The sequence below is a fragment of the Halosolutus sp. DAT137 genome, from assembly GCF_059736405.1.
Window position 1 is genome coordinate 112,609 of the sequence record NZ_JCAQID010000011.1, and the last position, 26,164, is coordinate 138,772.

Below are 26,164 nucleotides of genomic sequence, written 5' to 3' on the forward strand. Positions count from 1 at the left end.
GTTATCCCTGCGTTCCGATTTTGACGTTGACGAAGCTGTACGGCGCGAACGGCCCGGTGTACTGGAACAGGAGTCCGTCACCGTACTTCTCCTCGAGGCTTCCGATTGCCTCGTCGAACGTCTCCTGATCGTCTTCCTCGACGAGGTACGAGCGGTTGAGCACGAGCCGGTCGCTGAACAGGTCATCCGGGACCGACTGCGCGGCGATCGGCTCGAGTTCCTCGGCGACGGCCGTGGTGATCGCACTCCGGTCGATGTCGGCGTCCTCCTCGCGAACGACTTTGAGGCCGAGTTCGGTCCGTCCTTCAATATCCTGCATGGCGCGTCTGAACGCCGGCTGTGCGCCGCGAAGGACGTTTTTTAGCTCCGGATCGCCTTTGAACGCCATTCCGAACTGCATCGGAACGATCGTCCGACCGCCGTCGTATGCCATGACCTTCCTAAGGACATCGTCGTGGCGCTGGGCGTCCTCGTCGGTCCGTTCCGGATCGGTCGTATCGATGTCGGAGACGATCGCCGCGAACCGGCCGTTGGGCACGGTATAAACGCGATCGGCACCGGCGACGGCATCGGTTTCGAACTCGATATTATCGTCGGCTTCGACGATGCCGTAGACGTACTTGTGACTCACGGGTCGATCACCGTCCGTGGGCGTGACCGTACTTCTCTTCCAAACGGGTTGCGTGTCAATATCATAGGGGTTGAGACGAGAGTTGGCGAGCCGAATGACTCGTTAGTGGTGATTGGTCAGCTTCGAGCGTTACGGTAGTGCTTGCAGTGGCAGCGTCGGCACCTTATAACGGCAGGCTTGCATTAGCAGCGACAGCCGTGTTACGCGTCAATGGTCAAGTGTAGAATGCTATGCCACCCCAACAAAGACCCGACTCCTCGAGCCTCGCGGAAGTGCTGGACCGCGTCCTCGACAAGGGCGTCGTCATTGACGTCTGGGCGCGCATCTCGGTGGTTGGAATTGAACTGCTGACGATCGAAGCGCGGGTCGTCGTCGCCTCTGTCGACACCTTCCTCCATTACGCAGAGGAGATCGCGAAACTCGAACAGGCGACGGCGGAGGGGGACCTCGAAGAACTCGAGATCGAGGAGCGACCCGAATCCTCGCCACAGTCCACCTCCGAGTAATCATGCTCCGCGCTACGCCGGTTCGCGCGAGTCACCCATTTGAAACTGGATTCTGTGCCGATACCGCCTCGGTGACATTTTGGATGTACCGCATGCTCGTCGCGATCGCCATGATCCCGTCCATCAACGCTTGCTGGCTCGCTCCGTCCGGATAGATGCGGTACTCAATCTGAATCGTTTCTGCGTTCCGTAGCTCGCAAGACGCTCTCTCTCCGTCGAGAAACGTGTAGAACCCTGGCGTCGAGGCGAGCATTGGTCCGACATGCTTGAGCAACTCACCGCGACGCTGATCGTCCCGGAGCATCGTTTTGGCCGCGGCCGTGTCGAACCCGCTCTGACCGACGAGCCGTATCGGACCGAATTCGGTCTCCTTGATGACGTGTACCGGAAGTCGCGAGAGCTCAACTTGGTAGTTGAACGCGGTCTCCTCGTCGGTGTGTGGGGTCACGTTAGAAATCGCCGTATCATCTAACCACTCTCGTACCTGCGTTTCGCTCACGTGCGTCAACATACAGAACCAGCCACGACTGTTCGAATAAGGCTTCGGCGTGCCCTAGCCTGCAAATCGAGCCCGGCCATCGGTTGTGACGGTCCTTGTCTGATACGGATTAGTGTCATCAATTACCGCTGATCGGCCAGACGGTTCGCCGATCGGCGGTAACTACGGACACGAATCCGTATGAGGCCGGACAGTATCGCTATTTGTTTCGCTTCGGCATCGTCGAGTAGCGCTTGACTGCATGGATGTCGGCTCGTTCGGACGGCGGCGGCGCCACTGTCGAGAGACGAGAGGAATCACTTGAGCCGAGTCCGCCGTTTCCCAGCCCGAAGAGTTCGTTATCGTCTTCGTCGTCATCGTCGTTTTCCTCGTCGATGTCTTTCACTTCGTCCGCCTCGTCCTCGTCGCCCGCCGTCGCCTCCTCGACTTGCTTTTGGATTTCAATGAGCACTGAGTAAGAGGTATTACTTCCATGTGCCAGTGACTCAATTCTCGTTCCTTGCTATATCGGAAATCCAATTCGTAGCTCCAGTTCGTATATTCGCCAAACGGTAGGCTCGAATACACCCTTAGGTGAGAAATTGATCCGTTATAGAGTCGATTTCTCAGATTGTTCGGTGTCGTTTGATCGCATATAGACTTCGAGGATACCGTTCTTGAACCACGCTTTTCGTATTTCAGGCGACGTCCAGGGAAGCTCCACCCGTCCAACAGTAGTGCCCGTTTTCTTGATAACGAGTTCGTTCGTTCTTGGATTGATTCCAGCTGTGAGATCATCTTTGTTCGCTCCAGGAAGGTCAGCGACAACAACGAACTCGTCATTGTGAAGACGAGTATCGATTAAGCATTCTGTAGACTCCGATTTGCGTGCTTGTTTTTGGTCAGTACTGTCTGTACGTTGCTTTTGATCCATCCGAGGTCTCTGAGTAGGTGGGCGTGATCGAGGGGGGCCTCTTGAGGAGCGCTTTGCGTCTTCTCCAACCAGGTTTCCTAACCCCTCTGATAACGATCGCAACCCTGCTTGAAGTGAACTCTCAATAGCTGTTGCAAGGGAGGGGTCGGTTTGTTGGTGATTACGCTCGGATGTATCCCGTTTACTGTCTTCCCGCTCGTTTTCATCCTTGTTGTTCATGCGGGTTTATCTTTGTATCGCGATTACCTCGTGTGTTATGAGATGATCTCTAGCAGAATAAGTCCTTAGACTCGACAATTGTCATGTTTTATCTCATAATAGGTTCTAAAAGGCTATAAAAAACAGTTCGGTGGGTCATCTCATAACTACCAAGGGCATTGTTTAGTTGATAACCTCCTCAACTGGCGTTCGACCATCGAGCGCTTGATTCGGTCGATTGTGGTTATAGTAGTGTCTAAAGCGTCTGAGCCAGCGGCGTGCGCTGGCCGGACTGCCCCGCCAGAAGGAGTGAAAGCGGTCGATCCGCATTGAGACGGTCTGAAACCACTTTTCGACGTGGTTTCGGTAGCTGTAGTTGAGGTGACCGCTCAATTCGTGGCGAGCGAGGACAGTCAGATAACCACCAGCATCAATGAGAAATGCTGTATCGTCGAAATCGTATTTCTCCTCAAGTCGCGAGAGGAAGGCCGCCGCTGGATCGGTTCCGCGGCGTTGACGAGACGCACAGCGTCTCGTTCGCACACCAGAACGCTTCTCGTTCTGGGGGCGGCCAAAGACATCGATTTCCAGCAGCAGCTTTGATACTGTGTCGATTGCAGCGTATAGCCACTTTTTTTCGCCATCTACCTCGATCTATTTCTCATTGACCGCGACCGCGTCGCTGTCGGCGGGTCGCTCTATGCCTCCGACAATGTATGTGTCCAGTTCCAAGTCATGCCGTGAGACCGGTCAACGCCGAGTAATTCGAGCACTGAGACGACTTCCCGAACCGACAATCCCATTGAATGCAGACGCACCCCGAACACCCTGGCGGTGTCGGGATGCGCTCGTTCTCCTAAATCATCACAATCCACGTCTAAGCTCTCTCTGAGAAGGTTGGCGAGTTGCATGAGCATTTCTCGCCACCACCTGTTCGTTCCTCAAACTCTCATCTAGACAGTGCCCAAAATCGAATGTGTTATTTTCGTATTTTTCATATAGGAGGAAATATTAGCTTCACTCTTCAGACCTATTCGTCATTCCTGTCTGGGAAGACGATGACGGTCTACCGCATTCATAACTTGGCTGGCAGTAAGTCCGTGAACGAAAATCGACAGTAGAACCACGAACCCGACGAAGGCCCAGAGCCACTCTGCGGCGACGATCAGTTCCATTTCTTCGAATGATGCGTGAGCTAATGCGTGAGATAGATAATAGAACGATCCGATGCCGCGAATTCCGAAAAACGAGATGACAGCACGGTCGATCCACGGAGCGTCAGAGCCGAGAAATGCAATAATACCGGCGACAGGACGCAGTAGAAACAAAAAAGTGAGACCAAGTAACCCTCCGGCCCAGGTCAACGGTCCCAGGAGGCCGCCTGCAATCGCACCGCCGAATAACACGAGTACCGTGGCCATGAGGAGTCGTTCGACGATTGCGGCGAAGTCATGGAGTTGCCGATGGTAGTCATGTTCCCACTCGAAGCGTCGAAGTCCGAGCGCGGCGACGAAGACCGCGATAAAGCCATACCCGCCGAATAGTTCGGCTACTCCGTAGGCAAGCAATGTCGTGGCTAATGCCTCCGCTCCAACCATGACTTCCGATCGATAGGAGAGCGTTGGAGCGTGGAAAATAACACGAGCCATCACGTGTCCTACGACGTATCCGACTACGAGTCCGGCACCGATTTTGTACAGCACGTCAACCAGTACCCAGTTAACCAACCAAACGTAACCCGAAGCGTTCGCAGCAGCTGCAGCGATTGCAAGGTACGTGAATGGAAACGCTAGCCCATCATTGAGTCCTCCTTCCGATGTGAGCGCGAAGCGAATGGATCCCCATCTCTGTTCGATTGAATTTTCCTCTTCGATTTCGGTGAGCGGAGCGTCTGCCTCGACATCTGAGGCTAATACTGGATCGGTCGGGGCCAGGACCGCCCCCAAGAGAATGGCGGTCGGAAGCAAAAGTCCAACAAAATACCAGCTTAACAGGGCCGTGGCAGCGATAGTCAGTGGCATAGCAATCGCTAAAAGTCGCCAAGTTGATATCCAGGTCTGTACGTTGAACGGACGATCGATTTTCAGCCCAGCGCCCATCAATGCGATAATCACGACGAGTTCAGTGATCCGCTCGGTGAGACCGGACCTGGCGACTGGATCTACGGATGGCATCCCAGGAACGACAGAAAACAAGAGTATGCCGAACCCGACGTAGATCATTGGCAATGAGAGCGGTTTGTCCGCTAAAAAACGCGGAAGAATGACTGCCCCCAATACGGAAATGGCAATGACAATTAACGTAATTTCGTAGGCACTCATCCAGAGGATATTATGATAAGGACGGTGAAAGCTGTCAGGCCTGCTTGCACCCGTTTATAAGGGCTGCAAAACGAACACGAATTTGATAGTCGATTAGAAACGACGTGTCAAGGACCTTTATGCGCTATACGTAGAAGACACCGAAGCGATCATCTCGGCGTTCGTCAAGGAGAATCCCGCCGATCTCTCGGATTCGGAACTGGCACACGTCAAGGAGTGGGCCGATTACGAACACGGCGATTTCGCCGGCGTCGAACATCGCGAGGCGGACACGGTGTTTCTGGACCCGGAGGTGCCTCGAGCGTTCGGGGTGAAATCGCTTCACTTCGCGTTTTCGGAGTACCTGCCGGAGGAAGAGCTTCCACTCCCCGTTGCAGATGTCGCCTTGCTGCCCTTCGACGACGTGATCGTCAGTGATGGCTGGCTCAGACACGATCTGATGGGATCGATGGTCTGGCAGGAAACGGGAACCGACATCGATGCAGTGTACGAGGAAGCTAAACACCGCTTCGGGATCGTCGAGTCGCTCCCACCGGCCGACGAATCCGAGAAATCCGATGCCGAACAGCTCCGGTTTTTTATCAAGAACAAACGTAACCGCGAGCGATACGCCGACAAAATCGCCAAACTCAAAGACCGGAGCGAAGAACTCGCTCGGATCTACCATCAACAGTTGGGAAAAGCTCGAGCCCGCAGTCTCGGACGCACGTTCCGGGAACTGGAAGAAGCGTACGTCGCGATCTACGACGAACAAGTCGTTGCCACCGCACCGACGGAAGCGAAACTTCGGGAGACACTCGAGGCAATCATGCCCGATGGACGGGAAGACCATCCCTACATCTACCACTACGACCCCTGACGCGATCGAGTCGTACGTCTTGTTTCCGATCGAGGTAACTATTGGTCCCATTACATATTTATACCTCGTTGCACAAAATCAGACAGTGTCTGAAATGACGAAACAAGATGTAACTGTGTGTATGGATATCAATCCGGCTGACGATATCGATATTTTTCGAATCACTGCAGCCGACGACATTCTTCGTCTGTTGGCCGATGCTCACGAGACAGAGTTCACGATACCTGAACTCGTTAATGCGACCCGTGTTACTCGGTCTACAGTGTGGAGAGCAGTCGAGTTACTTGACGGAATCGGTGTAGTCCGTGTTCGCGAAACTCCTCAGAGAAATTATATATCTATCGATCCTCGACGGTTGCAGAAAGATAATCCATTACTGACAATCGAACAGACAGAATTCCATGCCCCGATACGCACATTTGTTGAACAGACTCGCGTGACTCTGGCTGACGACGACAACATTAATGATCTTCTCGGAATTGTCGTCTTCGGAAGCGTCGCTCGTGGCGAAGCCGACAGGCAGAGTGATATCGATCTGTTCATCGTTGTTGACGGTGACCGAACGACTGCACGCCGTCTTGTAACCGACGTTGTCAGTGATCTTAGTGAGCGCCGTTTTGATGGAGATCGGTTTGAGTTTGAGCCTTACGTCGAATCTGAAGAGAGTGCACAACGTGCCGGAGAGAAATTACGGGGAATTTTTCAAGAAGGAATCACAGTGTATGGCGGCGATCGAATTCAGTCAATACGTAAGGCGGTGTTCGCCGATGAGTAGTACGCGAATTGATCAACTGATCAACGAAGCACAAGCAGCATTTGACCGTCGGCCAACCGAGATTGAACTCGGCCTTGATGTCGAAGACGCTGCACTTCTCCAACTTCGTAAAGCATGCCGGTTGCTAGCTGGTGCAGAGACCCTCCAAGAAGAAGGCTACTACACCCTCGTCATTGAGGCATCATTTGTTGCAATCGAACGGACTGTCGAGTTTCGGCTCTTGGGACGGGGGACAATGCGACCTGTGGACTTACCCGGAACGCATCCTGGTGTGTATCGGGAAGCAGCTTCCGTCGGAATCTTTTCTGAAACCACTGCCGAGGACCTTACAGATCTCTGGCGTGATCATCGGGCAAAGACGTACTATCAGGATGGACTCGCTACGGCGAACCGTGCTGAACAAATGCTCTTACTCGCGACTGAGATTCATGCTTTCGTTGTTGGACGTTCATCCCAGAGCCATGAGTGCCTCTGTGACTCGAAATAGATGTCAAGATAACGATAGGCATTGAATGAGGCAAAATAGTTTATCAGCGGCCAAGGCGAATACTCCGGGGCCTGACCCCGAAGATGAAGCCGACACACGGTGATACGAACCATTACGCTCTTATTCAAAGCTCAGGAATGACCCCATAGCGAGGCTGTCGACGAGAATTTCGAGGGGTGCGCCGACGAGGTTGAATGATCGAACGATACCGAAGGTATGAGCAGCCTGTTCCAAGCCCTGCTTGGACAGGCCGCGAAACTTTCGCAGCCACGGTTTGACCAACGAAAACAGACACCCAATCTGGTTAATATGGGCACCCTCGGGCGAAATGTACGTCTCATCGTGAACGACGATTTTGTGGTCGAACTCCATTCATCGGTACGCTTGAAGACCGTCAGTCCAGACCTCTCCCAGCGGCTAGGAGAGGTCTTCAACCTCCAGCATTACCGGTTCTAAGTCCGTCTCATATTGAATGCCAAGCTGGCCGCGAATAACTCGTAACACGTCGCGGCAGGCCGCGACGAGCGTTAGTTGATCGCCGTGACGTCCTTTCCAGCGAGATCTGCCTGTCCGGGACGATCCGTCGCGATGACAGCTGTCACGCGGCGGATCTTGTCCTTCGTAGCCTGAACAAACTGAACTCGATTCGTCGACTTGAGTTGACCCGTCGATTCCGTGCTGAAAGCGTTCCCACACGGTTGGAAACCCGTTGTGTATTGCGGTTTCCACCTCTCGAATCGCGTAGCAGACGGTTCCGTACGCTCGATCAAGCAAGACGGCGATCTGTGAAATACGCAGCAACGTGTCTGCATAGAGAACGAACGCGAGAAGCACCTCTCCTCCGGTGAGGTGCTTCTCGTGAAATGGCGTTCCATAGGTATAGACCGGCTTGAAACCGCAGCTTCGACAAACTACGCGATCGGACGACTCCCACGTTTGGATGCTCGGATGATCACAGCTCGGACAGGTTGTTTGCTCCCAAAACTTCTTGAGTCGCCGCTCGATGTTTGCATCGAGCGGCTCGGTCCCAAGTTTGATCACGCCGAAATCGACGAGCTGGCAAAGCATCCGTCCAAGCGCCGGCTGTGACAGGGACATATTCTGCAGATATCACGCCGTTCACCGTAACTACGGGGGCGTTCCTCGCTTTTGAATAGGAGCGACGTAAGTTAACCAACAAATACCCGAGTCCGGGCCTGTTGTTGGTTAATGTAGTACTCCTCTCGAAGCCAACCAGCAGGCACCCAGTGCACCACTTTGGTCAGGAAATTATTCCTCTGAGTAAGAACTATATCCGTAGCCTCACAAGAACACGTATGCCCGACACAGTGTCCACGGACGGTCCCCCCTCTTTCGATGACCCGTTTAGTGGGGACGACGTCGAACAGCGTATCTATGGAACCATCCTCCAGACCCGGGAACCAGCGACGGCGAGCGCTATCGCCGACAGCGTCGACTGTGATCCCAAGACCGCTCGGAAGTACCTCGGCTGGTTCGACGATTTGGGTATCGTCACTCGACACGATGGCCATCCGGCCACCTACGAACGGAATGACGCGTATTTTGAGTGGCGACGCATCAACCAGCTCGCAGCCGACCATTCCGTCGAGGACCTGCAGGATCGCGTTCGTGAGCTGACGACGCGCATCACCGAGTACGAGGCGACGTACGACGCCGCGTCACCGGCCGCCGTCGACGCCATCGCCGCCGTGGAGGACAGCGACGAGCGAACCATCGACGACGTGTACAGCGACCTCACCGACTGGGCGACCGCCTGCGAGGAGCGTGACCGCTACGAACGTGCGCGCCAGCAACGCACGGGTGGCGAGCGCGAACGGGCGTCCGGGTAACCCGCTCGATGGTGCCACCGACAGGCGATGGCGGGAGCCCTGTCCCCATCGATCGTCCCATCCTCGAGTTCCTCCAGACGCGGCTCCAAGCGACGAGGCAGGTCTCCCGAGCGACCATCACGGACGCCAGCGGTCATCTGGAACTCCACGTCGTCTTTGCCCCGTCATACTACCCAGCAGCCGTCGACGAGGTGCAGTTGACGGTCCGTTGGTACACGAACGACGACTTCAAACTCCACTATCGAGAGCAGTACTCGGACCACGCCTGGGAGTGCCAGTGGGACCGGCACCCGAATCCGCACAATACACGGGACCACTTCCATCCCCCGCCCACCGCCCCGACGCCCGGCGAGGACGTATCGTGGCCAGACGACCATCGTGACGTCGTTGCGCTCGTCCTCGACGAGATCGAAGACCGAATCACCGCCCTGTGGAGCGAGTAGGGACCGCGGTCTCGCGTGAGGTTTGTCCGCGCCAAAAGGCGTGCAGCGCGCGATAACGTGCGCGACGTAACTCAACTCTGCCTGATTCCAATCCTCACGACGACACGAGTGCCGACTACGAACAGTTCGAGGCCGAACTCCCCGCCCAAGATCAAGACGCTGCCCGCGTTGGGACGGCGGACATGGACGATTCGGAGTCCCATAACCTGGTCAATGAGCTCGTCGACGCGGGTATCGTCATCCCAATCGCTGAAAAGCGCGTGCTCGTCCACGACCCTTCTGAGGTTCTGCAGTCCTACAAAAGGGTCAACTGGTTTAACCAACAAGTCCGAGAGTGGATCCGCAAAAAGTTGGCTAAAACTCCTGAAGCTCAGGGACTCGAGAGTGTACGCTGGCAGAGTTGACCGATTCGATTGAAATTAACAAATCGATAGCAAGTACTGTTATACGACGTGGAAAGGCCGATCGACTCGACTGGTTTTTACCGGACCCGATCGATAAAGAGAGGCTATCTGCATCAGGTTATCTGGCCCTTCTCCACATCCACATTAAGGACAATAACAATGTAAATACTAATGTCATTACAATGTATTCGAGCCCATCAATAGGGGTTCGGACAGCAATAATCCATACTGGGAACACAGTCTCAACAACGCGGATTGTTATCCAGAACACGAGAAGTCCGGCGTTGAGTAGAACTCCCAGTCTGAAAGTCCACCGGCCAGGGTCGAATAAGAGGCTGACACCCAACAGTCCCTGTCCAATAGCAAGTGCCGCAAAGAACGCCCCGTGCACTGGCCAGAATAACAGCGCCTCCGCTGCTACCCAGAGATAGAGCAGTTCTACCACGAATGCAAGACCAGCCGTGAGATATTGCAGATGAGTAACCGACTCACCAATAAGAGAGTCAAACAGTGATCTCTCCGACTTCGATTGGGGATCCAGACTCACGTCAGACCACCTCGAAGTTCGCCATCATCATCATGTCCTCATGTTCGAGGTTGTGACAGTGGAAGACGTACTTTCCACGATACGGACCAAATCGGGCGACGACCTCGACGGTATCTCCATCTAAAAACACCGTATCTTTCCACCCCGCATCGTACAGCCCCGGTGGGCCGCCATTCCGCGAGAGGACTTTGAAGTGAACCAGATGCAGATGAACAGGATGGGCAGGGTCGCTATCGAGCTCCCAGATTTCTACCGTGTCGAGTTTCGGGTTAGCGTCGATCCGCTCCGGGTCGAACGACTGGAGGTTGATCGTCGACATTCCTCCCTCCATCCCGGCGAGGAAATTGAACCGTCGAGTTTCAACAGCATCGTCGGGATCAGGGAACTCTAGTGGAGGGGTAAGCGTCGATGGGATTTCACTTTCATCGGATTCCTCGTGGGTCACCTCGAACTGCATGACATCGGCCGTCTTTCCCGACCCGCGCCGGTTCGTGAGTGTCACTTCTGTCCCGATCGAATAGTTCGAGAAATCGATGACGACGTCGAATCGCTCTGCTGGTGAAATACGAATCCGATCGTGTGAGAGCGATGTCTCAAGCAGACCACCATCGCTTCCGATCTGTACGAACGCACTGCCATCGGCTGGTGCTGGATCGAGTTCGAGGTCGTACACCCGCGCGTTCGATCCGTTGAGCATTCGGAAACGGTACTTCGTGTTCGAGACTTCTAGTTTCGGCCACGGTGCCCCATTTACGAGTATCGTATCGCCGTACCAGCCGTCACTCGCAGTTGGCAGGACTCCGTGCTCGCCGAGAAGCGACGGGTCGAGCGAGGGATAATACAGTTCGCCGTCCTCTCGGAAGGTTCGATCACAAATCAGGAGTGGAATCTCTTTTTCACCCGACGGGAGCGGAAGGTCGTCTTCGATTTCGTCGCGGATGATGTAGAAGCCTGCGAGGCCCTTGTACACCTGTGGTCCGGTGAAATCCATCCGGTGGTCGTGGTACCAGAGCGTCGCTGCCCGCTGTTCGTTCGGGTACGTGTACTCTTTAGTTCCGTGAGAAACCCCGTCAACGGTTCCGGCAGTGTGATGACCGGGCAGTTCATCATGATCGAGGTCCGGCGGAAAGAGAAGGTCCGTCGGGTATCCATCGCTCTCAGGAGGTGTGACACCCCCGTGGAGGTGGACAGCGACTGGAACGGGTAACTCGTTTTGTTGTTCGATCACGACCTCGCGTCCGCTTCGTGCTTCGATCGTTGGACCGGGAAAGAGTCCGTCATACCCCCAGATCGTCGTTTCGTATCCGGGGAGAATTTCGACCGTTTCCTCCCGCTGTGTGATTTCGTAATAGTCGGTCGTTTCATCGGAACGGACCGGTTCCGCCGTCGGTGGCACGGGAAGTGATACCTCGAATCGTTCGATTTCAGGACTTGCAACTCGACTCGCTTCAAGAAGGCGTGCAACGGGACGCGAGAGGGCACCGACTGGGAGGACGACTCCTGCCCCAGCCGTCAATCCGAGCTTCGTCAACCGTCTACGGGTGAATTCCATGCGATACTCGGATCTGGACTCAGATTCCGTTCAAGATGCTGGTGAACATGTTGCTCTTGACCAGAAAACGGAACCCGGTGTGGGTTCGCGGCGGTTGGCTCTGCGAGTGGCAGCCAGCTATTGTTCGACGACGGACGGAATGCCCTCCGCTGTCGACGATTCGAGGTAGGTGTAATAGTTGAACATATCTGTATAGGATGGTCGATCGATTTCAACGAGTGCGTGCTCGTAACTCGCGTCCAGTGCGTTCTTCGCGTCATTGAGCGAGGTTCCCTCCGGGAGGAACCCACGAACTTCGTCACCGCGGTGGAACGCACGTCCACCAACGAGTAACTCTTCGGGTGGCACGCCACCGCGAACCCGAAGGACGGATGGAAGCGTTTCGAGTAGCGCGTCGGGTGCGCTACTTTTGACAATGCGTCCGTTCTGAACGAAGGCGATACGATCGGCGATCTGCGCATCGAGTGGCGTGTGGCTGGTGATGAGGAATGTCGCTCCGGCCTCTCGACGTTCGAGAATCATGTCATGCAACACCCGAATCATCGATAGATCGAGTTCTGCGACAGGTTCGTCGAGAAGATACAACGGAACGTCCACCGACAGCGCGATCGCGACTTCGATCTTCCGTTTCATCCCGCCGGAGTACGTCCGAACGAGGCGATCGGCGTCGTCTTCCATTTCGAGTCGTTCGAGTATACGTTCGACGTCACCGGTCCCGCGCGGATGGAGGCGACGGTAGAACTCGATGTTCTCACGACCGGTGAGATCCGGATCGGTCATTTCACCCTGTTTCATCACGCTCATCATTGACTGCGCTTCGACGGGATCGTACGAGTCGAACAGCGTGATACGCCCATCCGTTATCCGGGAACTCCCCGCGAGACAAGACATGAAGACCGACTTTCCGACGCCGTTCGGGCCCATTAGGAGGACAATTTCTCCCTCTTCGACGAGCATATCGACTCCCCGGAGAACCTGTTCATCACCGAATCGCTTGTGTACGTTTGTGGCTTCGAGTACAGTCATTTTCACTCCCTCCGATAGGCAACCCGCTGAATAACGACGACGGACGCGACGAGCAGTACAAGGCCGTATCCGACAAGCAGTCCTAAATGTTCGATTCCATCAGGCATCGTTGGTGGTGTCAACCCCCAGTGAGCGAAGTCAGCGTCGGTCAGGTAGAAAATCTGAACGCGAGCCGCGAGCGCGTTCGGTACGTAGTTGACGAGCGCTTGATTTTCGGACAGCATCGCCGGCTGGACACCGTTGAATCCCGTGAGGAAGAAAGACATGATGACGATGACGACCGCGAGCGTCGTGATGTACTCCGGCTTCGTGATGAGCAGTGCAAGTCCCATCGAAAGCGCCATCGCAATGAGACAGAACACGAGGAGCGTCAGGAATGCGACTGGAATCGCAAGAATTCCGCGAGGACTGTAGGTTGCGCCGTGGACGTATCCCGCACCGATCGTCACGAGAAATGACGGGACCGCGATCGCCAGTCCAGCGAGAAATCGACCGGTCAGATCCGCAGTCGGCGAGATTGGAAGCGATCGAAACATGCGGAAGCGACCGGATTCGAGATCTCCCGCGAACGCCCCCGCAAAGACCGCGACGGTGACGGTAAACGCGCCAAAGAGACCGAACGAAATCGCGTTGTTTGCCTTGATTGCCCCGACCTGTTCTTCCGGTGGAATGAAAAACTCCATCGTGAGGAGGTACCACGCAACTGGCCAGGCGATTGCGAGAGCGAGTATGAGTTTGCTCCGGGAGAGGCTCCGAAGATACCGTTGCGTGAATGCACCGACTTGGTGCGTCCATCGTACAGTGGTTGGATTGGGATACACAAGAGAAGGTCGCTCACCAATGAGTCTCACCATTGTGGTGAACATGTAGCCATAGAACTCAGCTCTGAACATCAGATATAGTAGCCACTGCACGTCGTTGTACACCTGATCACCAGATGAATTGGCGATCAGTATGTAAATCGTTTCAGTTGTTACTATAGCAGTACATAGTAGCACGTTTTATTTATTCAGAACTTCTCCTGAAAATGAATCGGGAGATTCGGTAACTACGGATGCGTATAGTGCGAACTGTTTTGTCGGACGATAGAGAAGCGCCGGTATGGAGAAGTCGGAGGTAGAACTTCTTGGTGTGCAGTTGACGCTCGTCGGATTATTTCTCGTAGTATTCTTTGAAGGAGTCTTTCCGTATCCGCTTGTGGGATTATTATTCGGTGCTGTGGGCACGTCTGTTGTCCTGACTGCACTGTTTTCGGACACATGGTCTTGACATCTGTGCCCTCATTACTGAACAGTAACTACAAGTGTGTACAGAGTGGATTATACTACAGAATAGAGAAAATTTCAAAAGGCATTTAACAACTGATGGTAGGGCTATTCTTATGCTTGAAAACAAGTTTACCAGAGCAGGTATGTTCTTTGTTGTCGCATTCAGTGTTCCGATTCTCTTGAGTTTGCTCACTGATGGAAATCTGAACAGGGGGATTCAAATCGGAGCGGTGATGGGTATCATTTTCGGAGGCATAAGCCAATACTTCGAACCCAAACAGACCTCTGTTGAACAGTAGGTGTCCATCTTGTACTAGGCGATAACAACAGGTGCTTATGTAGAACTTTGATAGCCATCAATGAACATCAGAACAACGAATATGAGTACTGCGATACCAATCATCGAAAAGCCACCTGAATCTTGAAAAGCAAAAATCCAAATAAGGAATCCTGAGACGGCAGCAAGGAGACACATTGCAAAGAGGCGGCGGTCAGAGGAGATTTCCATAATTGGCAGTACAGTTGTCAAGTGATAAGTGCACTGTCTATACTGAACGTGAGTTTCACGGCTAACTCTAAATAAAGAAATGATACTACTAACTGCTGATAGGAAAAACGATTATCTGCGCGGATCCGGGTGACTGACTCCAAGGACCGTTCGCATATTCTTCCGTGTCTTTGGTCACATCACCGTCATTGGGAGTGTGGTCCTCCGGCTCATGTGAATTGAGAAGTGGTGAACATTGATACGCTGTAGTGAGAACGCTGGCGTATGAAGACAGTGCACAGGCTCGCAATAGCAGGTGGAATAGCAGTACTCGCAGTACTCTTGAGTTCTCTTGTCGGGGACTCGGTACCCGAACAACTCGTTACGAACTGGGACGCCGCCGGCGAGCCGAGTGGTACCATGCCGAAAGAACAGGCGCTGTGGCTTCCGCCTGCGTTCATGGCTGTCCTTATCGGACTATTCGCCGTGCTTCCGCGGATCGACCCGCTCCGAGAGAACATTGCTATTTTCCGCCGGTATTACGACTGGTTCGTCGTCGTCCTCACCGCCTACCTCTTTCTCGTTCACGCGGGGATTCTCGCTTTCAACCTCGGGTACGAGTTTCCCTTCGTACACCTGTTGATCGCCGGAGTAGCGCTCCTGTTCTACTATACCGGAGTCATTCTGACAAAAGCCAAACGGAACTGGTTCATCGGGATTCGAACTCCGTGGACGCTCAGTAGCGACGAAGTGTGGGACCGAACCAACAAACTCGGCGGACGGCTGTTCAAATTCACGGCGATCCTGGCGCTCGTCGGGCTTTTGTTCGGTGAGTGGGCGATCTACTTCTTGCTCGTTCCGGCGCTCCTGACCGCGGTCGTGACGGTTGTGTACTCTTATTACCTGTACGAACGGGTCGAACGTGAAGTCGATGCCGAGGGTACCTGAATGTCCACGACTCGTCCGCGCCTTCCACTTCGGAGCTCACAACTGCTCGCCGTCGTCGTCGCGGTTTCTCTCTACTATCTCAGCCAGTGGCTCACGGACGTGGTACGACTCCGAGCGTACCTACCGCTCGGTAGCGATCTGAGGATGGTTCAGTGGATCGGCGCGATTGACCACCACGTCGTGCAACTGTGTTTCGCACTCGGTTGTCTCTGGTATCTCAGCGGCCGTGACTGGCGGTCGTGGGGCCTGAACACGAAGAATCTGGGCGAGTCGAAGCAGCTGCTTACTCAGGGCTTCTTTCCGGTTCTGGTCCTGTTCCTGTTTCTCGGTGAGTTGCTTGTCCCCGTGCTGACTGATACACCGCCGGAATTCGAGTACGAACTTACCGTCGTGAACGTAGTCGGGATACTGGTCTTCATGGGAGTCGTTTCGGGCGTCTCCGAGGAAATCCTGTTCCGAGGATTTATTCAAACGTACCTGACCCAGTATTTCGATCGAACGTTCACCGTATTCGGCCACGTACTCCCACTATCAGGGCTCATCGCGGCAGTGATTTTCACCGTCGCTCACGTCGGGTTCACGGTGTTTCCACTGGGAATCTATCACCTACAGATCCCACAGCTCGCGCTCGCGTTCGTCCTCGGAATCTACTACGCGATCGCATACTACGAGACGGAGAGCCTAGTTGCGCCAATCGTTGCCCACAATATCGTAAACGGTATCATCATGACTGCCACGTTACTGGCGGCGTGGATTCTCATATAGGTGTCTTCGAAACTATCCAATCGTGGGGAGCAGGACGTGCTTGTTACGTGAACCGCCTCGGGGTCAAGCCCCGAGGCATTCGGCCTGCTCCGCCTGTAGAAGATCCCCAACCCTTGTCCAGCAACGGCTCACAGCTCCGAAGTGAACATGTGGTCGTCAATTCTCAACCGTCAGCGCGACCGTTACCTATCTGATGACGGAATTATCAGACATGCAGTGGAGACGGATCGTAATCGGCGGCACCGTACCCCACGTTCTCTCACTAGGCCTGTTGATCGTGGCGATCGTCGCCTATACGTTCCTCCTTGCGTTCGGGACTGGTGGCGAACCCGACCAAGGATCACTGGACCAATTCAACACGGTAGTCGGAACGCAGCTATTCCCCCTCGTGACGATTCTGCTGACGATACCAGCCGCGGCGTGGGTCGCCAACAAAACTGAACGTAAAGTAGCCATTGTTCACGGATTCGCCGTTGGTCTACTCGTCGCCATAATCGGACTCACCTTCGGTGCACTCGATCTGATGATGGGAGTTCGGTTCGTGGTCACGATCGCCGCTGGAGTTCTCGGTGCGATGCTAGCTCCGGTGATAGTAAGCGAGTAGTATTTTACAGAGATGAGTCTCTGGGTCGGTACTAACCGTACGAAGGCGATATACGCCATCTTCCTACTCATTACTCGTCTCCCACATTCATCATCGACGTGCGGATATGGCCGCTCTATGTAACAACCTATTTGTGACAGCAACCAGTGAATTGATTACCTTTTCCACTAAGTTAAGTGCGCTCATGCTAAAAAGTCGCTGATGGAAAAAACCGTTGAGCGGACGATTGGGAACACTAATATTCGATTGTCGAATCCCTGGATATTCTTTGCAATTACGTTCGCTTTCACATGGGCGTTCTGGATACCAGCGATTATCTTAGACCTCGCGTTTGATAACGCTCTCGGGCTCCTGCTCCTCCTCCTGGGGCTCCTCGGGCCAGGCATCACTGGTGTTGCACTCATGAAGTTGCTGTATACCGAAAGCGCCCAGAAGGACTTCTGGGACCGTGTCACGAATATCCGCCGGATCGGCATTCAGTGGTATCTTGCGGTCTTCTTATACGCGCCGATACTATTCGCCATTGCAGCAGGTATCGATATACTGCTGGGCGGTACTGGCTACTTTGTGGCCGATTGGGTATCACAGCTGACATCTAATCCAGCTGCATTTCTCCCAACACTGCTCTTTTCGACATTACCACCGGTTCTCGAAGAGTTAGGCTGGCGTGGCTATGCACTGGATCAACTCCAACGAACACGGACCGCGTTAGCTGCCGGGCTGGTTCTGGGAGTGTTCTGGGCTGCCTGGCACCTCCCACTCTTTCTTATTGAAGGGACAAACCAGCACGACGCTGTTGGATTCTTGACAATAGAATTCTGGCTGTTCATGGTCGGCGTCGTCGCACTCTCCGTCGCATTCACTTGGATACACAACGGCACCGGAGGGAGTATCCTTGCAAGCATCCTGCTACACTCTTGGACTAACTTCACCCTGCAGACCTTCGAGGGAACACTCCGGACAGATATATTATTCTACGCCGGTACCCTGTGGGCCTTCGTCGTACTCGTCGCCATAATCTATGGTGTGAAAACCCTGTCAAGAAGGGATGATCTCCCGCACCCGACCCTCAAAACGCAGCCGGCCGTCACTTCAGGCGGCAGTCAGAACCCATAGGTATACTCACTCACTGTGATAGACTCCCGGATCGTCATCAATCTCAGTTGAGTGATATTAGATGCTTGACCGGAAATCCGAATATCTATGACTCTTGATAAACCGGCCTGCGTTCACTAAGCACATCTACTTACCGGACAATTCACGAGAAGAGGGTTGAAACGAAAGTCCTGCAAATTTTTCTATTTACCATTCGGAGGGAAATAAACCGGTATATCGATCCTTCTCAAATAGGAAGTTGCAGGCAGTATGTGACGGAAGTAGTTTCCGACCAATATCGGTTAACGGATTCGTTTTCGATAGCGCTCACGAACAGTGGTCAGCAGTGCATAGCTTCCGCCGCCGATTAGGCTAAGAGCACCGAGTAATTGAATCCCGACTCCGAAGCTTGCACCGCTTCCACCAGGATCGCGGTGGTAATCGAGCATATGCCACCACGTGTCGGGGTCACCGATTGTCAGTGAATCGAGCCCAAACACGAGCGCACCGAGGAGCGCGAGAAGAATACCACCCATGAGTGTTCCGAACACTACGATCGATCCCAGAACGGCGTTCCAGAGGAGCAAAGCGTACGAATACGTCCGTCGATCGGTTTCAGAGCCGTAGATTCCGATTCCGACTCCGTTGGCCGTCTCCTTGACACGAACGTTCGGGGAGTAATCGAGTAACAAGATCGCTATCCAGATATCGCCGACAGAACCAGCCGCGTTTGCAGCGAGCGGGATGAGTAACCAACTCGACGGAACGACAAGCAACAGCACGAGACCCACGAGTGAGATGAGAACGAGGGGAGAGAGGAGAATAACCAACAGCTGGTTGCGCGTATACGTTTCGTCGCTCGTTGCATATGCGTACGGGAGAACAAAATAGGCGACACCCGTACCGTATCGAGGCGTGCCACCATATCTGGTCATTGCTGCACCGTGAATCAGTTCGTGTGGAATGACTACCGCGAGCAACAATGCAGCGAACGCCCCGAAGGTCAGTAATCCATCCAGGCCGCTCCCAATAGAGAAGGTTACATCCGGTTGATACCCTGTGAAATAGTGAAAGATCCAACCGAACGCATAGATGGCGACAAAGAAACTTCCCGTCGATATCAGTAGCCAGTGACCGGCTACGCGGCGGGTCAGTTGCCATTCGTTCAGTAGTTGAGTCCGATCAGTTGCGGTTATTGCTGTCTCGGTACGGTCGTTCATTTTGTCTCTTCGGTCGAATACGAAACGCGGACTACTTCCTGTGAACAAAATCCGAAAGCGTCGTAGCTCATGTTTGAGGTGCTATTTCAGAATCTCGTGGATCTCCGATTGCGTCCTTGATGATCTCCCCTTCCGCTCGGTGGAGGACGCCGCTGATGACTGATTTATTCACATCGAGTTCATCAGCGAGATCGGTGAGCGAACACTGACGCGGGTTATCGTAATACCCTCGTTCGATAGCAACGGTCACAATTTCGCGCTGGCGGGCTGTGAGTGAATCGACAACGTCGTACCCTTCCGTTATCGATAACACGTCATAATCGACGTTTCGCTCATCCAGAGACTGCCACAAGTCACCCATCTTCGATTCTGGCATAACGAACTCGATGAACAGGTAGCCGTCACGGGCGACGACGGGAGACGTCGGATGATATCCGATGTCTTCGGAAACAAAATATCCCTCGGGTGGTTCCCCTTCTAACATGACGACTACCGTCTCGTCGTCACTGTGCAATATCTCTACGGTCTCCGTATCCCAGTACTCCATCGTGTCTTTGAATCGGTCTGTTTCATCCGTTCGAACTTCCAGTACGCTACAAACGTCCTCACCTTTCGGATAGTTCGCTAAAAACCGGAGAGAGATATCCGGAAACTCCTCGGATAGTGTCATCATATCCGGCATTGGTCCAACTTTCAGACGGACTCGAGGCATACGCACCCTTGGAAGGATGCCCTATTGGGGATGTGGGTGAACATGTTGCCGTACTCGCGGCCGAATACTTCAGTTTTGGTTCACCACTTCCATCGGACCGTCCCAATCGACTCGATACGAGTAGATCCGCTCGAAGCGTTCGACTCCCCGTTTGAGCAAAAACGGAAGGATGAGATCACGGAATTTTCGAGTTATCACGCTCGATGGTGCCTTCTGGTTTCCCGTCTCACGAGACATTTCGACGATCGCTTCCACTCGTTCTCTCCGAAGTTCTTCGAACGCTGTGAAGGCATCAGACACACCCCCAACGTCTCGAAGACACTTTGCCAGTACAATTGCGTCTTCCATCGCCAGTGACGCTCCTTGACCAACGTGTGGAGATGTCGCGTGAGCCGCGTCGCCAATCAAACAGACCGTGTCTCGATGCCACGCTGGAAGCGACGGCAGGTCGTATACCGGCCACTTGCCGATGTCGCCGTCAGTCGAGCGAATGATTTTGGCGATTGGCTCGTGATCTCGCTCGTGTAGTCTGAGCAGTTTGTCTTTCCACTGAATCCGAGAGATTTCGTCCAGCTCCCTACGCCTCGGTGCCTGCGATCGTTCGTGGTTCTCGAACCAGTAGATCTCTCCCGTCGGGACTTTCTGGTAGCCGAAAAAACCGTTCAGACCGAACGTCATTCGCATGATTCCGTCGGATGGAGGAACCGACTCGTTTCGCGTGAACGCACCGGAGTCAATTATCCCGGTGTATTCCGGTTCGGGTGCGTCTGGGAAGGTCGACTTCCGCGTTTGGGAGTGGATGCCGTCACAACCGACGAGAAAATCACCGTGAGCTTCCGTTCCATCGTCAAAGTATGCGATAGCCATGTCCTCGTGTGGGATCTCGACATCGGTGAGTCGCTTTCCGAACTCGATGGTAATTGCACGTTCGAGCGCTGCTTCTCGGAGCACCTTCGTGAGGTGCCCGCGCTTGATGAGTACGGTTTCCTGTTGATTTTCACCAAGTTGTTTGTTCGCGTGATTCTGGAAGATTAGTTTCTCCGATCGGTGGCCGTGTTCGAGAACCTGTTCTTCAATCCCGAGAGTTTCGAGTACGTCGGTCCCGTTCGCCGCCAGATTGAGGAAAAAACCCGCTTCGTCTCGTGGTTGAGGTCTACCCTCGTAAATAATTGGTGTAACCCCAATTCGCCGGAGAAACATTGCAAGCACCGGTCCTGCGACCCCACAACCGACGATTAGTGCTTTCTGCTCTGAGAGCCTCGGTGGCTTATCAGTCGTGTGCTTGGCGCTTCGATTGGTATGTCGATTCATCGATGAGTGTTAGCACTCAATCTCGGTTCAAGATTCAGATGAACATGTAGACAAGAGTCGATTCAGCATGAATCGAGGTGGAGCCTCCGACCTCAAGGAGCGAGAGCAGCGAGCGAGTAGGTCGGAGAGGAAACCGACAACGGACGACGCAACCGCACGACGGTAGCTACCTGACTCCCAAGTGTATAAGTACCATCGGGTAGTAATCTGAAACATGGAGGTGCGTCGAACCGCGCCGGTCAAACTTGTTGTTCCCGATGAGCGGCGCGACGACCTCCACGAATCCGCGCGACAGTTCCTTCACTGTGCGAATCGTGCCGCCGAGTTCTTGTTGGGACGACGACTCCTACACGAACTGCGTTACGGCGAACTCGACCGCACGGGACGCGCTCTACGGACAACTTCGAGAGGAAACTGATCTCACTGCGAACCTCGTTCAAGAGGCCATCCGACGCGCCGTCCAAGCGACGAAAGGGTGCGTCGAACGGTGGAAACAGGGCAAGCGCGTGAACCAGCCGGAGTTCACCTCGTGGAGCATGGTCTACGACAAGCGAAGCGCGACGTTCTACCGCGGCCGTGTGTCCCTCTCGACCGTCAACGGGCGCGTCGAGTGCGAGTTTGAACTTCCGGCGGATAGCCCGACTCCCTACGAGCGGTACGTTCTCTCGGAGGACTACGAGTTCCGGGCGAGCACACTGCAATACGACAAGGCGACTGACGAGTTCTACTTTCACATCACGACGCGGAAGTACGATACCGACGAATCCGAGGTTTCGGAAGATGCCCAGCACCAAACAGTTCTTGGTATCGACCTCGGCGTCAACAGCCTCGCAGTAGCTTCGACCGGCACGTTCTGGCAGGGCGACGAATACGATCACTGGTGCCGCGAGTTCGAGAAGCGACGTGGTGAGATGCAACAGCGCGGGACGCAAGCCGCGCACAACGCGGTTCTTCGCCTCGGAAATCGTGAAGAAGCGTGGCGGAAACAGTACATCCACACCGTTGCCAACGAGATCGTCACGGAAGCCGCCGAGAACGGATGCGATGTAATCGCGTTCGAGAACTTGACCGACATCCGCGAGCGACTTCCACAGGCGAAGTGGCACCACATCTGGGCGTTTCGATGCCTGTTTGAGTATGTCGAGTACAAAGCGCCCGAACAGGGCGTCTCCCTGAAGCAAGTTGAGCCGAACCACACGTCCCAACGCTGTTCTCGAACGGACTGTGGGTTCACGCACGAATCGAACCGTGACGGCGAACACTTCCATTGCCAGAAGTGTGGCTACGAGGTCAACGCAGACTACAATGCAGCGAAGAATATCGGGCTACGCTATGCCCGAAATCGGAAACACAGACTCCGTTCCTCGCCCAAGTCGGGGAATGGAGACGCACCAGTAGACGTGCGTGTAAATGGTGGGACGTTGAACGGCAAGAGTCACCAGCCTATTGCTGGCGACTGATTGCTGGGAGTCCACATCAAAGCCCTACCCTCAACGAGCGAACCCCGTATGGGGTGAGCGAAGTAGGGTAGGGTAGGGCAGTTTACATCAAGAATAGTCAGAAATGGTGTTGTTTTGTATCTATTAAATTATTCCCGAATAAAAGGTGCTAACAGATAGAAACATTACCATTGTGTCTCAATTAGAGATATGGTTGAATTTACTGAAGAGTTAAGCGATACTGAATTACTCGGCGTTTGTATGGCCTTTGGTGCCGGAATCGGAATGTCCTTCGGCTTTTCTTTTGGCTTCTTCTTTAATGATGTTCTACTTTGGGGACCAATGGGAGTTGCCATCGGTGTAGCAATGGGCTTTGTATTTTGGATAGGACTATCAGATTCCTCAAATCTTGATTAAGACTATATAATTGAGGAGCAAAGATATTGGAGTATACGCGAAACAGAGACTAGAAAAGTCGCCGGATAGTGGGTAGAAACGGATTCTATGACACGCTTCACCTGTGAGCAGCAATCGTGCGTAATCCATTCTAAGATCTGATTTGATGTCTCCTGAGCCGAGTGAATGATCCGAATATACATCTATCTGGGCTGTTTTCCCAATTATTCATATTCTTGCAAAGGGCCAGTCAGAGCCAAATCACTCTAGTCTCTGCACTAACTGGTCCAGAGGCTTACGCTGTACTATTGAAATCACATGTTCAATTTGTTGCAGGAGTCGTTGAAGTTCCTGAAGCCGTTTTTGCGCATGCTTTGTCCGTTCGTTTTCAGGCGCTGATTCGAGCGTTTCCTCTGCCGAATTAACTGCTTGAACCATGATTTGGTATTCCCGTCTCCCCTCATTGAGAATAACTTCCCGAATTGCGGTCCAAAAATCAGTTTGCGCCGAAAAATACACCCTCTTGCCTTCACCAGGTTTTGAATGCCGCGATACCAAATAGTATCGTTCAAAAACCTTCATAGCTGAACTGACCGTTGATTTCGCATATCCGCTTTTCTCGGCTAATTCGTCGAGTGAATACGGTTCTGGCGCTAAATAGAGTACACCGAAAATCTGTCCATAACTCTGATTTAAACCATATACTTGAGTCACTTTCCCCATAGCGGTTGCTAGCTCGCTTTGCACCTGTTCGAATTCTTCAGATCTGTTGTTGGTCATAGTAATTCGGTATCCGATCGTTCACTGAACACATGGTTCCCTCTGGTGCGAATAGGCATATATTCTATGAATCGAATATACGTCATATAGAGAATAGGCAAAAGCCAATTTGACAAATATCGAAGATTATAGGTAATAGTCACAGCTACTGGGGGCACTGGATCGACTTTTATGACATTATCCGAATAGAGTACAGCGACACCTCTTCCGAAATGCTTATTGCCTATATTCGCTACATTGCGAACGTAGCGAATTTAGCACAGATTTGCTGCTCGACCATTGCGGTCAATGAATCCAAAAAATATGATGAACAGAAAATCGTTTGGTACTGGGCAGAACCAGCCCAGAGATGCTGTTTCACAGCTAGAACCGCGTTCGGGAGTATTAGGATATTGGGACCGATTAGTCGGACCAACTGCTACTCCAGCCGAGCAAACACTAACTCTGACCGTTGCGACAGTCTACACCGTCGTCGTCTGTGGGTATGCTTTGTGGGCAGATCTTGGCTGGTCACTGCTTCAACTGGTCGCCGTTGCGATTATCACATTCGACGTTGCTGGAGGAGTTACCGCAAACGCTACCGTCAACGGGCGCCGGTGGTGGCATAGAGCGAGCAAGACGGACTGGGATCATTTCAAGTTCATCGCAGTCCATATCCATCCGTTCGTTTTCGCCGCGCTCTTTCCAGCGTTCTCATTGCAAGCAGCCGCAATTCTCTATTTGGGGCTTATATTCAGTGCGGTGATAATCCTGAGCGTGGATTCGTATCTTCGAAGAGGAACAGCTCTCGCCCTCTTCGCGGGCTGGATCCTATTTGCGTCATACTGGACAATCACACCAGCTGGACTGGAGTGGTTCGGCACGGTGCTGTATCTCAAACTCTTGGTTGACCATCTAATTGGAGATAACTGACGCGAATTTATGTTTGTACGTCACAATCCAAGTGTTGGAACGCTGTCTATCGAAACGGAATTGTCAGAACACCCTATCGCATCCACTTAAATCATGCCAGAACGCATTAATTTAGACGGAAAAAAGCTAGTCGGAGTCGAAAACGATGAAGGAGAGGTAAGCGCGGACACCGTCTTTCATTTTGAACAGACCGGAGAACATATCTACGCCCATTACTGTGGCGGGCAGATCGTAGACGGACATTTAGTTGGAACGTTTGATGGGCAAGAATGGAATATTCGCTACGTTCAGATTACGACGGCCGGCGAAACTGCCACTGGCCATTCTGTTGGAACAGCAGAGATCCTACCTGACGGACGAATACGTGTTGAAGATAGATGGGAGTGGGAATCAAAGGACGGTAGCGGTACCTCCGTGCACGAAGAAGTCAAACGATGAGCCTCGTAGCGGAATTTACCCAGGAGGCCCAGGTACTGACCCGCGCGACAAGGGCAGTTCCCCAGATGCGCTTTCAGCTCGACGAGTACTACCTGCAGACGGACGCAACGTCGAAGTTCCTCGTCTGGGCGATCGGTGACGCTCACGATCGATTCGAGGCCGAACTCGAGGACGAACCAACTGCCGATCGATTCACTCGCCTGGCGGAACTGCCGGGTCGAAGGTACTACAGTGTCCAGCTCTCGGAGGACGGAACGCAATCGCTGACCTACCCGATCGCCTCGGCATACGACATCGTTTACCTGACGGTCGAGACGGCGGTTGACACCGTCCACATTACGGCCCGGGTTCCCTCTCGAACCGTGCTGAAGGAGTACCGGGCTAAGTGCGCCAAACGGCAGATCCCGTTTCGCCTCGAGAAGTTGTATCGTGAGGACGATGCCAAACCGATCGGTCGAGTCGGACTCACCGATAGACAGCTTGAGGCAGTCACACTCGCCCACGACCGTGGGTATTTTTCCTCACCACGAGAGGCGAGTTCGGCCGAGCTGGCGGCCGAACTCGAAATCAGCCACCAGGCGTATTCCGATCTTCTCCGACGAGCAGTCGAGCGACTGGCGGCCGCGGCACTCGACGAGGAGACTATATAAAATGTTGCACGAGCAGTATCAACGGCTTCCCCTGGTGGCCGCTAACAGTCAAGCGTGTTTCAGACCGTCCGATTTCTTGATTCTGCACCGCCCGGAATCGGCTCGAACGCTGGTTCCAGAACTGATGA

At 53.5% G+C, this 26,164-nt stretch carries 30 protein-coding genes and 3 pseudogenes; 18 read left to right on the forward strand and 15 right to left on the reverse strand.

Annotated features, from left to right (window positions below):
• Position 1 precedes the first annotated feature (1 nt).
• Positions 2–631 carry a GvpL/GvpF family gas vesicle protein gene (locus AC6I6L_RS17685; protein WP_497919089.1) on the reverse strand — a complete coding sequence of 210 codons (630 nt, stop codon included), beginning with the start codon at positions 629–631 and terminating at the stop codon, positions 2–4.
• Positions 632–861: 230 nt separating this feature from the next.
• Between AC6I6L_RS17685 and gvpA the strand changes: the two genes are divergently transcribed.
• Entirely contained in the window at positions 862–1,137 is a 276-nt protein-coding gene (gene gvpA / locus AC6I6L_RS17690) for a gas vesicle protein GvpA (RefSeq protein ID WP_497919090.1), read from the forward strand.
• Positions 1,138–1,168: 31 nt separating this feature from the next.
• Here the strand turns inward: gvpA and AC6I6L_RS17695 are convergent, their stop codons facing one another.
• The 5 genes and pseudogenes from AC6I6L_RS17695 to AC6I6L_RS17715 form a co-directional block, all read right to left on the reverse strand.
• Positions 1,169–1,648 carry a DUF2299 family protein gene (locus AC6I6L_RS17695; RefSeq protein WP_497919091.1) on the reverse strand — a complete coding sequence of 160 codons (480 nt, stop codon included), beginning with the start codon at positions 1,646–1,648 and terminating at the stop codon, positions 1,169–1,171.
• Positions 1,649–1,835: 187 nt separating this feature from the next.
• Positions 1,836–2,087 (reverse strand): hypothetical protein, encoded by a 252-nt coding sequence (locus AC6I6L_RS17700; RefSeq protein WP_497919092.1) that lies wholly within the window; start codon positions 2,085–2,087, stop codon positions 1,836–1,838.
• Between the two features lie 138 nt (positions 2,088–2,225).
• A complete protein-coding gene (gene gvpH, locus AC6I6L_RS17705) occupies positions 2,226–2,768 on the reverse strand; it encodes a gas vesicle protein GvpH (RefSeq protein ID WP_497919093.1) in 543 nt (180 codons plus the stop codon).
• Between the two features lie 162 nt (positions 2,769–2,930).
• A pseudogene (locus AC6I6L_RS17710) lies at positions 2,931–3,658 on the reverse strand (transposase domain-containing protein).
• 126 nt (positions 3,659–3,784) lie between these two features.
• Complete coding sequence (locus AC6I6L_RS17715; protein WP_497919094.1) at positions 3,785–5,068, reverse strand: cation:proton antiporter; 1,284 nt, start codon at positions 5,066–5,068, stop codon at positions 3,785–3,787.
• 274 nt (positions 5,069–5,342) lie between these two features.
• Between AC6I6L_RS17715 and AC6I6L_RS17720 the strand changes: the two genes are divergently transcribed.
• The 3 genes from AC6I6L_RS17720 (at position 5,343) to AC6I6L_RS17730 (ending at position 7,189) form a co-directional block, all read left to right on the forward strand.
• Complete coding sequence (locus AC6I6L_RS17720) at positions 5,343–5,927, forward strand: hypothetical protein (RefSeq protein WP_497919095.1); 585 nt, start codon at positions 5,343–5,345, stop codon at positions 5,925–5,927.
• 94 nt (positions 5,928–6,021) lie between these two features.
• Positions 6,022–6,702 (forward strand): nucleotidyltransferase domain-containing protein, encoded by a 681-nt coding sequence (locus AC6I6L_RS17725; protein ID WP_497919206.1) that lies wholly within the window; start codon positions 6,022–6,024, stop codon positions 6,700–6,702.
• On the forward strand, positions 6,695–7,189 hold the full coding sequence (locus tag AC6I6L_RS17730) for a DUF8154 family protein (RefSeq protein WP_497919096.1): 495 nt from the start codon (positions 6,695–6,697) through the stop codon (positions 7,187–7,189). Before AC6I6L_RS17725 ends, AC6I6L_RS17730 begins: the two co-directional genes overlap by 8 nt.
• A gap of 120 nt (positions 7,190–7,309) precedes the next feature.
• Here the strand turns inward: AC6I6L_RS17730 and AC6I6L_RS17735 are convergent.
• A pseudogene (locus AC6I6L_RS17735) lies at positions 7,310–8,287 on the reverse strand (IS1595 family transposase).
• 218 nt (positions 8,288–8,505) lie between these two features.
• On the opposite strand from AC6I6L_RS17735, the gene AC6I6L_RS17740 reads away from it, so the two are divergent.
• From AC6I6L_RS17740 to AC6I6L_RS17750, 3 genes are all read left to right on the forward strand, one after another.
• Positions 8,506–9,039, forward strand: a complete 534-nt coding sequence (locus AC6I6L_RS17740; protein ID WP_497919097.1) for a DUF7342 family protein — start codon at positions 8,506–8,508, stop codon at positions 9,037–9,039.
• An 8-nt stretch (positions 9,040–9,047) separates the two neighbouring features.
• The gene (locus AC6I6L_RS17745) at positions 9,048–9,482 is read left to right on the forward strand and encodes a toxin-antitoxin system TumE family protein (protein ID WP_497919098.1); all 435 of its coding nucleotides are present in this window, start codon (positions 9,048–9,050) and stop codon (positions 9,480–9,482) included.
• 77 nt (positions 9,483–9,559) lie between these two features.
• Positions 9,560–9,886: a DUF8069 family protein gene (locus AC6I6L_RS17750; RefSeq protein ID WP_497919207.1), complete on the forward strand. Its 327-nt coding sequence runs from the start codon at positions 9,560–9,562 to the stop codon at positions 9,884–9,886.
• A 118-nt stretch (positions 9,887–10,004) separates the two neighbouring features.
• On the opposite strand, the gene AC6I6L_RS17755 is transcribed toward AC6I6L_RS17750, so the two are convergent.
• The 4 genes from AC6I6L_RS17755 to AC6I6L_RS17770 form a co-directional block, all read right to left on the reverse strand.
• Entirely contained in the window at positions 10,005–10,433 is a 429-nt protein-coding gene (locus AC6I6L_RS17755) for a hypothetical protein (RefSeq protein WP_497919099.1), read from the reverse strand.
• A 1-nt stretch (position 10,434) separates the two neighbouring features.
• Entirely contained in the window at positions 10,435–11,829 is a 1,395-nt protein-coding gene (locus AC6I6L_RS17760) for a multicopper oxidase family protein (protein ID WP_497919100.1), read from the reverse strand.
• Positions 11,830–12,102: 273 nt separating this feature from the next.
• A complete protein-coding gene (locus tag AC6I6L_RS17765) occupies positions 12,103–13,011 on the reverse strand; it encodes an ABC transporter ATP-binding protein (RefSeq protein ID WP_497919101.1) in 909 nt (302 codons plus the stop codon).
• A 2-nt stretch (positions 13,012–13,013) separates the two neighbouring features.
• Complete coding sequence (locus AC6I6L_RS17770) at positions 13,014–13,865, reverse strand: ABC transporter permease (protein ID WP_497919102.1); 852 nt, start codon at positions 13,863–13,865, stop codon at positions 13,014–13,016.
• 247 nt (positions 13,866–14,112) lie between these two features.
• Here AC6I6L_RS17770 and AC6I6L_RS17775 point away from each other — a divergent pair, with 247 nt between their 5' ends.
• From AC6I6L_RS17775 to AC6I6L_RS17800, 6 genes are all read left to right on the forward strand, one after another.
• Positions 14,113–14,280 (forward strand): hypothetical protein, encoded by a 168-nt coding sequence (locus tag AC6I6L_RS17775; RefSeq protein WP_497919103.1) that lies wholly within the window; start codon positions 14,113–14,115, stop codon positions 14,278–14,280.
• A 112-nt stretch (positions 14,281–14,392) separates the two neighbouring features.
• Positions 14,393–14,578 (forward strand): hypothetical protein, encoded by a 186-nt coding sequence (locus tag AC6I6L_RS17780; protein ID WP_497919104.1) that lies wholly within the window; start codon positions 14,393–14,395, stop codon positions 14,576–14,578.
• A 473-nt stretch (positions 14,579–15,051) separates the two neighbouring features.
• Complete coding sequence (locus tag AC6I6L_RS17785) at positions 15,052–15,714, forward strand: SdpI family protein (protein WP_497919105.1); 663 nt, start codon at positions 15,052–15,054, stop codon at positions 15,712–15,714.
• Positions 15,715–16,479, forward strand: coding sequence for a CPBP family intramembrane glutamic endopeptidase (locus tag AC6I6L_RS17790; RefSeq protein WP_497919106.1), 765 nt, complete (start codon positions 15,715–15,717; stop codon positions 16,477–16,479).
• A 277-nt stretch (positions 16,480–16,756) separates the two neighbouring features.
• On the forward strand, positions 16,757–17,083 hold the full coding sequence (locus AC6I6L_RS17795; RefSeq protein ID WP_497919107.1) for a hypothetical protein: 327 nt from the start codon (positions 16,757–16,759) through the stop codon (positions 17,081–17,083).
• A 201-nt stretch (positions 17,084–17,284) separates the two neighbouring features.
• Entirely contained in the window at positions 17,285–18,199 is a 915-nt protein-coding gene (locus AC6I6L_RS17800) for a CPBP family intramembrane glutamic endopeptidase (RefSeq protein WP_497919108.1), read from the forward strand.
• A gap of 281 nt (positions 18,200–18,480) precedes the next feature.
• Here AC6I6L_RS17800 and AC6I6L_RS17805 read toward each other — a convergent pair whose 3' ends face one another.
• The 3 genes from AC6I6L_RS17805 to AC6I6L_RS17815 all read right to left on the reverse strand — a co-directional run bounded on the left by AC6I6L_RS17805 (position 18,481) and on the right by AC6I6L_RS17815 (position 21,421).
• Positions 18,481–19,398: a DUF3267 domain-containing protein gene (locus tag AC6I6L_RS17805; RefSeq protein ID WP_497919109.1), complete on the reverse strand. Its 918-nt coding sequence runs from the start codon at positions 19,396–19,398 to the stop codon at positions 18,481–18,483.
• A gap of 67 nt (positions 19,399–19,465) precedes the next feature.
• Complete coding sequence (locus tag AC6I6L_RS17810; protein WP_497919110.1) at positions 19,466–19,945, reverse strand: helix-turn-helix domain-containing protein; 480 nt, start codon at positions 19,943–19,945, stop codon at positions 19,466–19,468.
• Positions 19,946–20,179: 234 nt separating this feature from the next.
• Complete coding sequence (locus AC6I6L_RS17815; RefSeq protein WP_497919111.1) at positions 20,180–21,421, reverse strand: FAD-dependent oxidoreductase; 1,242 nt, start codon at positions 21,419–21,421, stop codon at positions 20,180–20,182.
• Between the two features lie 214 nt (positions 21,422–21,635).
• Here AC6I6L_RS17815 and AC6I6L_RS17820 point away from each other — a divergent pair.
• Together AC6I6L_RS17820 and AC6I6L_RS17825 are read left to right on the forward strand one after the other, a co-directional pair.
• Positions 21,636–22,881 (forward strand): annotated as a pseudogene (locus AC6I6L_RS17820) (RNA-guided endonuclease InsQ/TnpB family protein).
• Between the two features lie 189 nt (positions 22,882–23,070).
• A complete protein-coding gene (locus AC6I6L_RS17825; protein ID WP_497919112.1) occupies positions 23,071–23,277 on the forward strand; it encodes a hypothetical protein in 207 nt (68 codons plus the stop codon).
• Between the two features lie 240 nt (positions 23,278–23,517).
• On the opposite strand, the gene AC6I6L_RS17830 is transcribed toward AC6I6L_RS17825, so the two are convergent.
• Positions 23,518–24,036: a GbsR/MarR family transcriptional regulator gene (locus AC6I6L_RS17830; RefSeq protein WP_497919113.1), complete on the reverse strand. Its 519-nt coding sequence runs from the start codon at positions 24,034–24,036 to the stop codon at positions 23,518–23,520.
• Positions 24,037–24,324: 288 nt separating this feature from the next.
• Between AC6I6L_RS17830 and AC6I6L_RS17835 the strand changes: the two genes are divergently transcribed.
• The 3 genes from AC6I6L_RS17835 (at position 24,325) to AC6I6L_RS17845 (ending at position 26,036) form a co-directional block, all read left to right on the forward strand.
• On the forward strand, positions 24,325–24,948 hold the full coding sequence (locus AC6I6L_RS17835) for a hypothetical protein (protein ID WP_497919114.1): 624 nt from the start codon (positions 24,325–24,327) through the stop codon (positions 24,946–24,948).
• Positions 24,949–25,041: 93 nt separating this feature from the next.
• Entirely contained in the window at positions 25,042–25,386 is a 345-nt protein-coding gene (locus AC6I6L_RS17840; protein ID WP_497919115.1) for an avidin-fold protein, read from the forward strand.
• Positions 25,383–26,036 (forward strand): helix-turn-helix domain-containing protein, encoded by a 654-nt coding sequence (locus AC6I6L_RS17845; RefSeq protein ID WP_497919116.1) that lies wholly within the window; start codon positions 25,383–25,385, stop codon positions 26,034–26,036. Before AC6I6L_RS17840 ends, AC6I6L_RS17845 begins: the two co-directional genes overlap by 4 nt.
• The last annotated feature ends 128 nt before the right edge of the window (positions 26,037–26,164 follow it).

Coding starts and splice junctions, on each gene's coding strand:
- AC6I6L_RS17810 (WP_497919110.1), bottom strand. CDS start 19,945: ATGGAGTACTGGGATACGGAGACCGTAGAGATATTGCACAGTGACGAC.
- AC6I6L_RS17845 (WP_497919116.1), top strand. CDS start 25,383: ATGAGCCTCGTAGCGGAATTTACCCAGGAGGCCCAGGTACTGACCCGC.
- AC6I6L_RS17780 (WP_497919104.1), top strand. CDS start 14,393: ATGCTTGAAAACAAGTTTACCAGAGCAGGTATGTTCTTTGTTGTCGCA.
- AC6I6L_RS17805 (WP_497919109.1), bottom strand. CDS start 19,398: ATGAACGACCGTACCGAGACAGCAATAACCGCAACTGATCGGACTCAA.
- AC6I6L_RS17785 (WP_497919105.1), top strand. CDS start 15,052: ATGAAGACAGTGCACAGGCTCGCAATAGCAGGTGGAATAGCAGTACTC.
- AC6I6L_RS17825 (WP_497919112.1), top strand. CDS start 23,071: ATGGTTGAATTTACTGAAGAGTTAAGCGATACTGAATTACTCGGCGTT.
- AC6I6L_RS17740 (WP_497919097.1), top strand. CDS start 8,506: ATGCCCGACACAGTGTCCACGGACGGTCCCCCCTCTTTCGATGACCCG.
- gvpH (WP_497919093.1), bottom strand. CDS start 2,768: ATGAACAACAAGGATGAAAACGAGCGGGAAGACAGTAAACGGGATACA.
- AC6I6L_RS17715 (WP_497919094.1), bottom strand. CDS start 5,068: ATGAGTGCCTACGAAATTACGTTAATTGTCATTGCCATTTCCGTATTG.
- AC6I6L_RS17695 (WP_497919091.1), bottom strand. CDS start 1,648: ATGTTGACGCACGTGAGCGAAACGCAGGTACGAGAGTGGTTAGATGAT.
- AC6I6L_RS17775 (WP_497919103.1), top strand. CDS start 14,113: ATGGAGAAGTCGGAGGTAGAACTTCTTGGTGTGCAGTTGACGCTCGTC.
- AC6I6L_RS17815 (WP_497919111.1), bottom strand. CDS start 21,421: ATGAATCGACATACCAATCGAAGCGCCAAGCACACGACTGATAAGCCA.
- AC6I6L_RS17765 (WP_497919101.1), bottom strand. CDS start 13,011: ATGACTGTACTCGAAGCCACAAACGTACACAAGCGATTCGGTGATGAA.
- AC6I6L_RS17830 (WP_497919113.1), bottom strand. CDS start 24,036: ATGACCAACAACAGATCTGAAGAATTCGAACAGGTGCAAAGCGAGCTA.
- gvpA (WP_497919090.1), top strand. CDS start 862: ATGCCACCCCAACAAAGACCCGACTCCTCGAGCCTCGCGGAAGTGCTG.
- AC6I6L_RS17730 (WP_497919096.1), top strand. CDS start 6,695: ATGAGTAGTACGCGAATTGATCAACTGATCAACGAAGCACAAGCAGCA.
- AC6I6L_RS17800 (WP_497919108.1), top strand. CDS start 17,285: ATGGAAAAAACCGTTGAGCGGACGATTGGGAACACTAATATTCGATTG.
- AC6I6L_RS17770 (WP_497919102.1), bottom strand. CDS start 13,865: ATGGTGAGACTCATTGGTGAGCGACCTTCTCTTGTGTATCCCAATCCA.
- AC6I6L_RS17790 (WP_497919106.1), top strand. CDS start 15,715: ATGTCCACGACTCGTCCGCGCCTTCCACTTCGGAGCTCACAACTGCTC.
- AC6I6L_RS17745 (WP_497919098.1), top strand. CDS start 9,048: ATGGTGCCACCGACAGGCGATGGCGGGAGCCCTGTCCCCATCGATCGT.
- AC6I6L_RS17835 (WP_497919114.1), top strand. CDS start 24,325: ATGAATCCAAAAAATATGATGAACAGAAAATCGTTTGGTACTGGGCAG.
- AC6I6L_RS17840 (WP_497919115.1), top strand. CDS start 25,042: ATGCCAGAACGCATTAATTTAGACGGAAAAAAGCTAGTCGGAGTCGAA.
- AC6I6L_RS17725 (WP_497919206.1), top strand. CDS start 6,022: ATGACGAAACAAGATGTAACTGTGTGTATGGATATCAATCCGGCTGAC.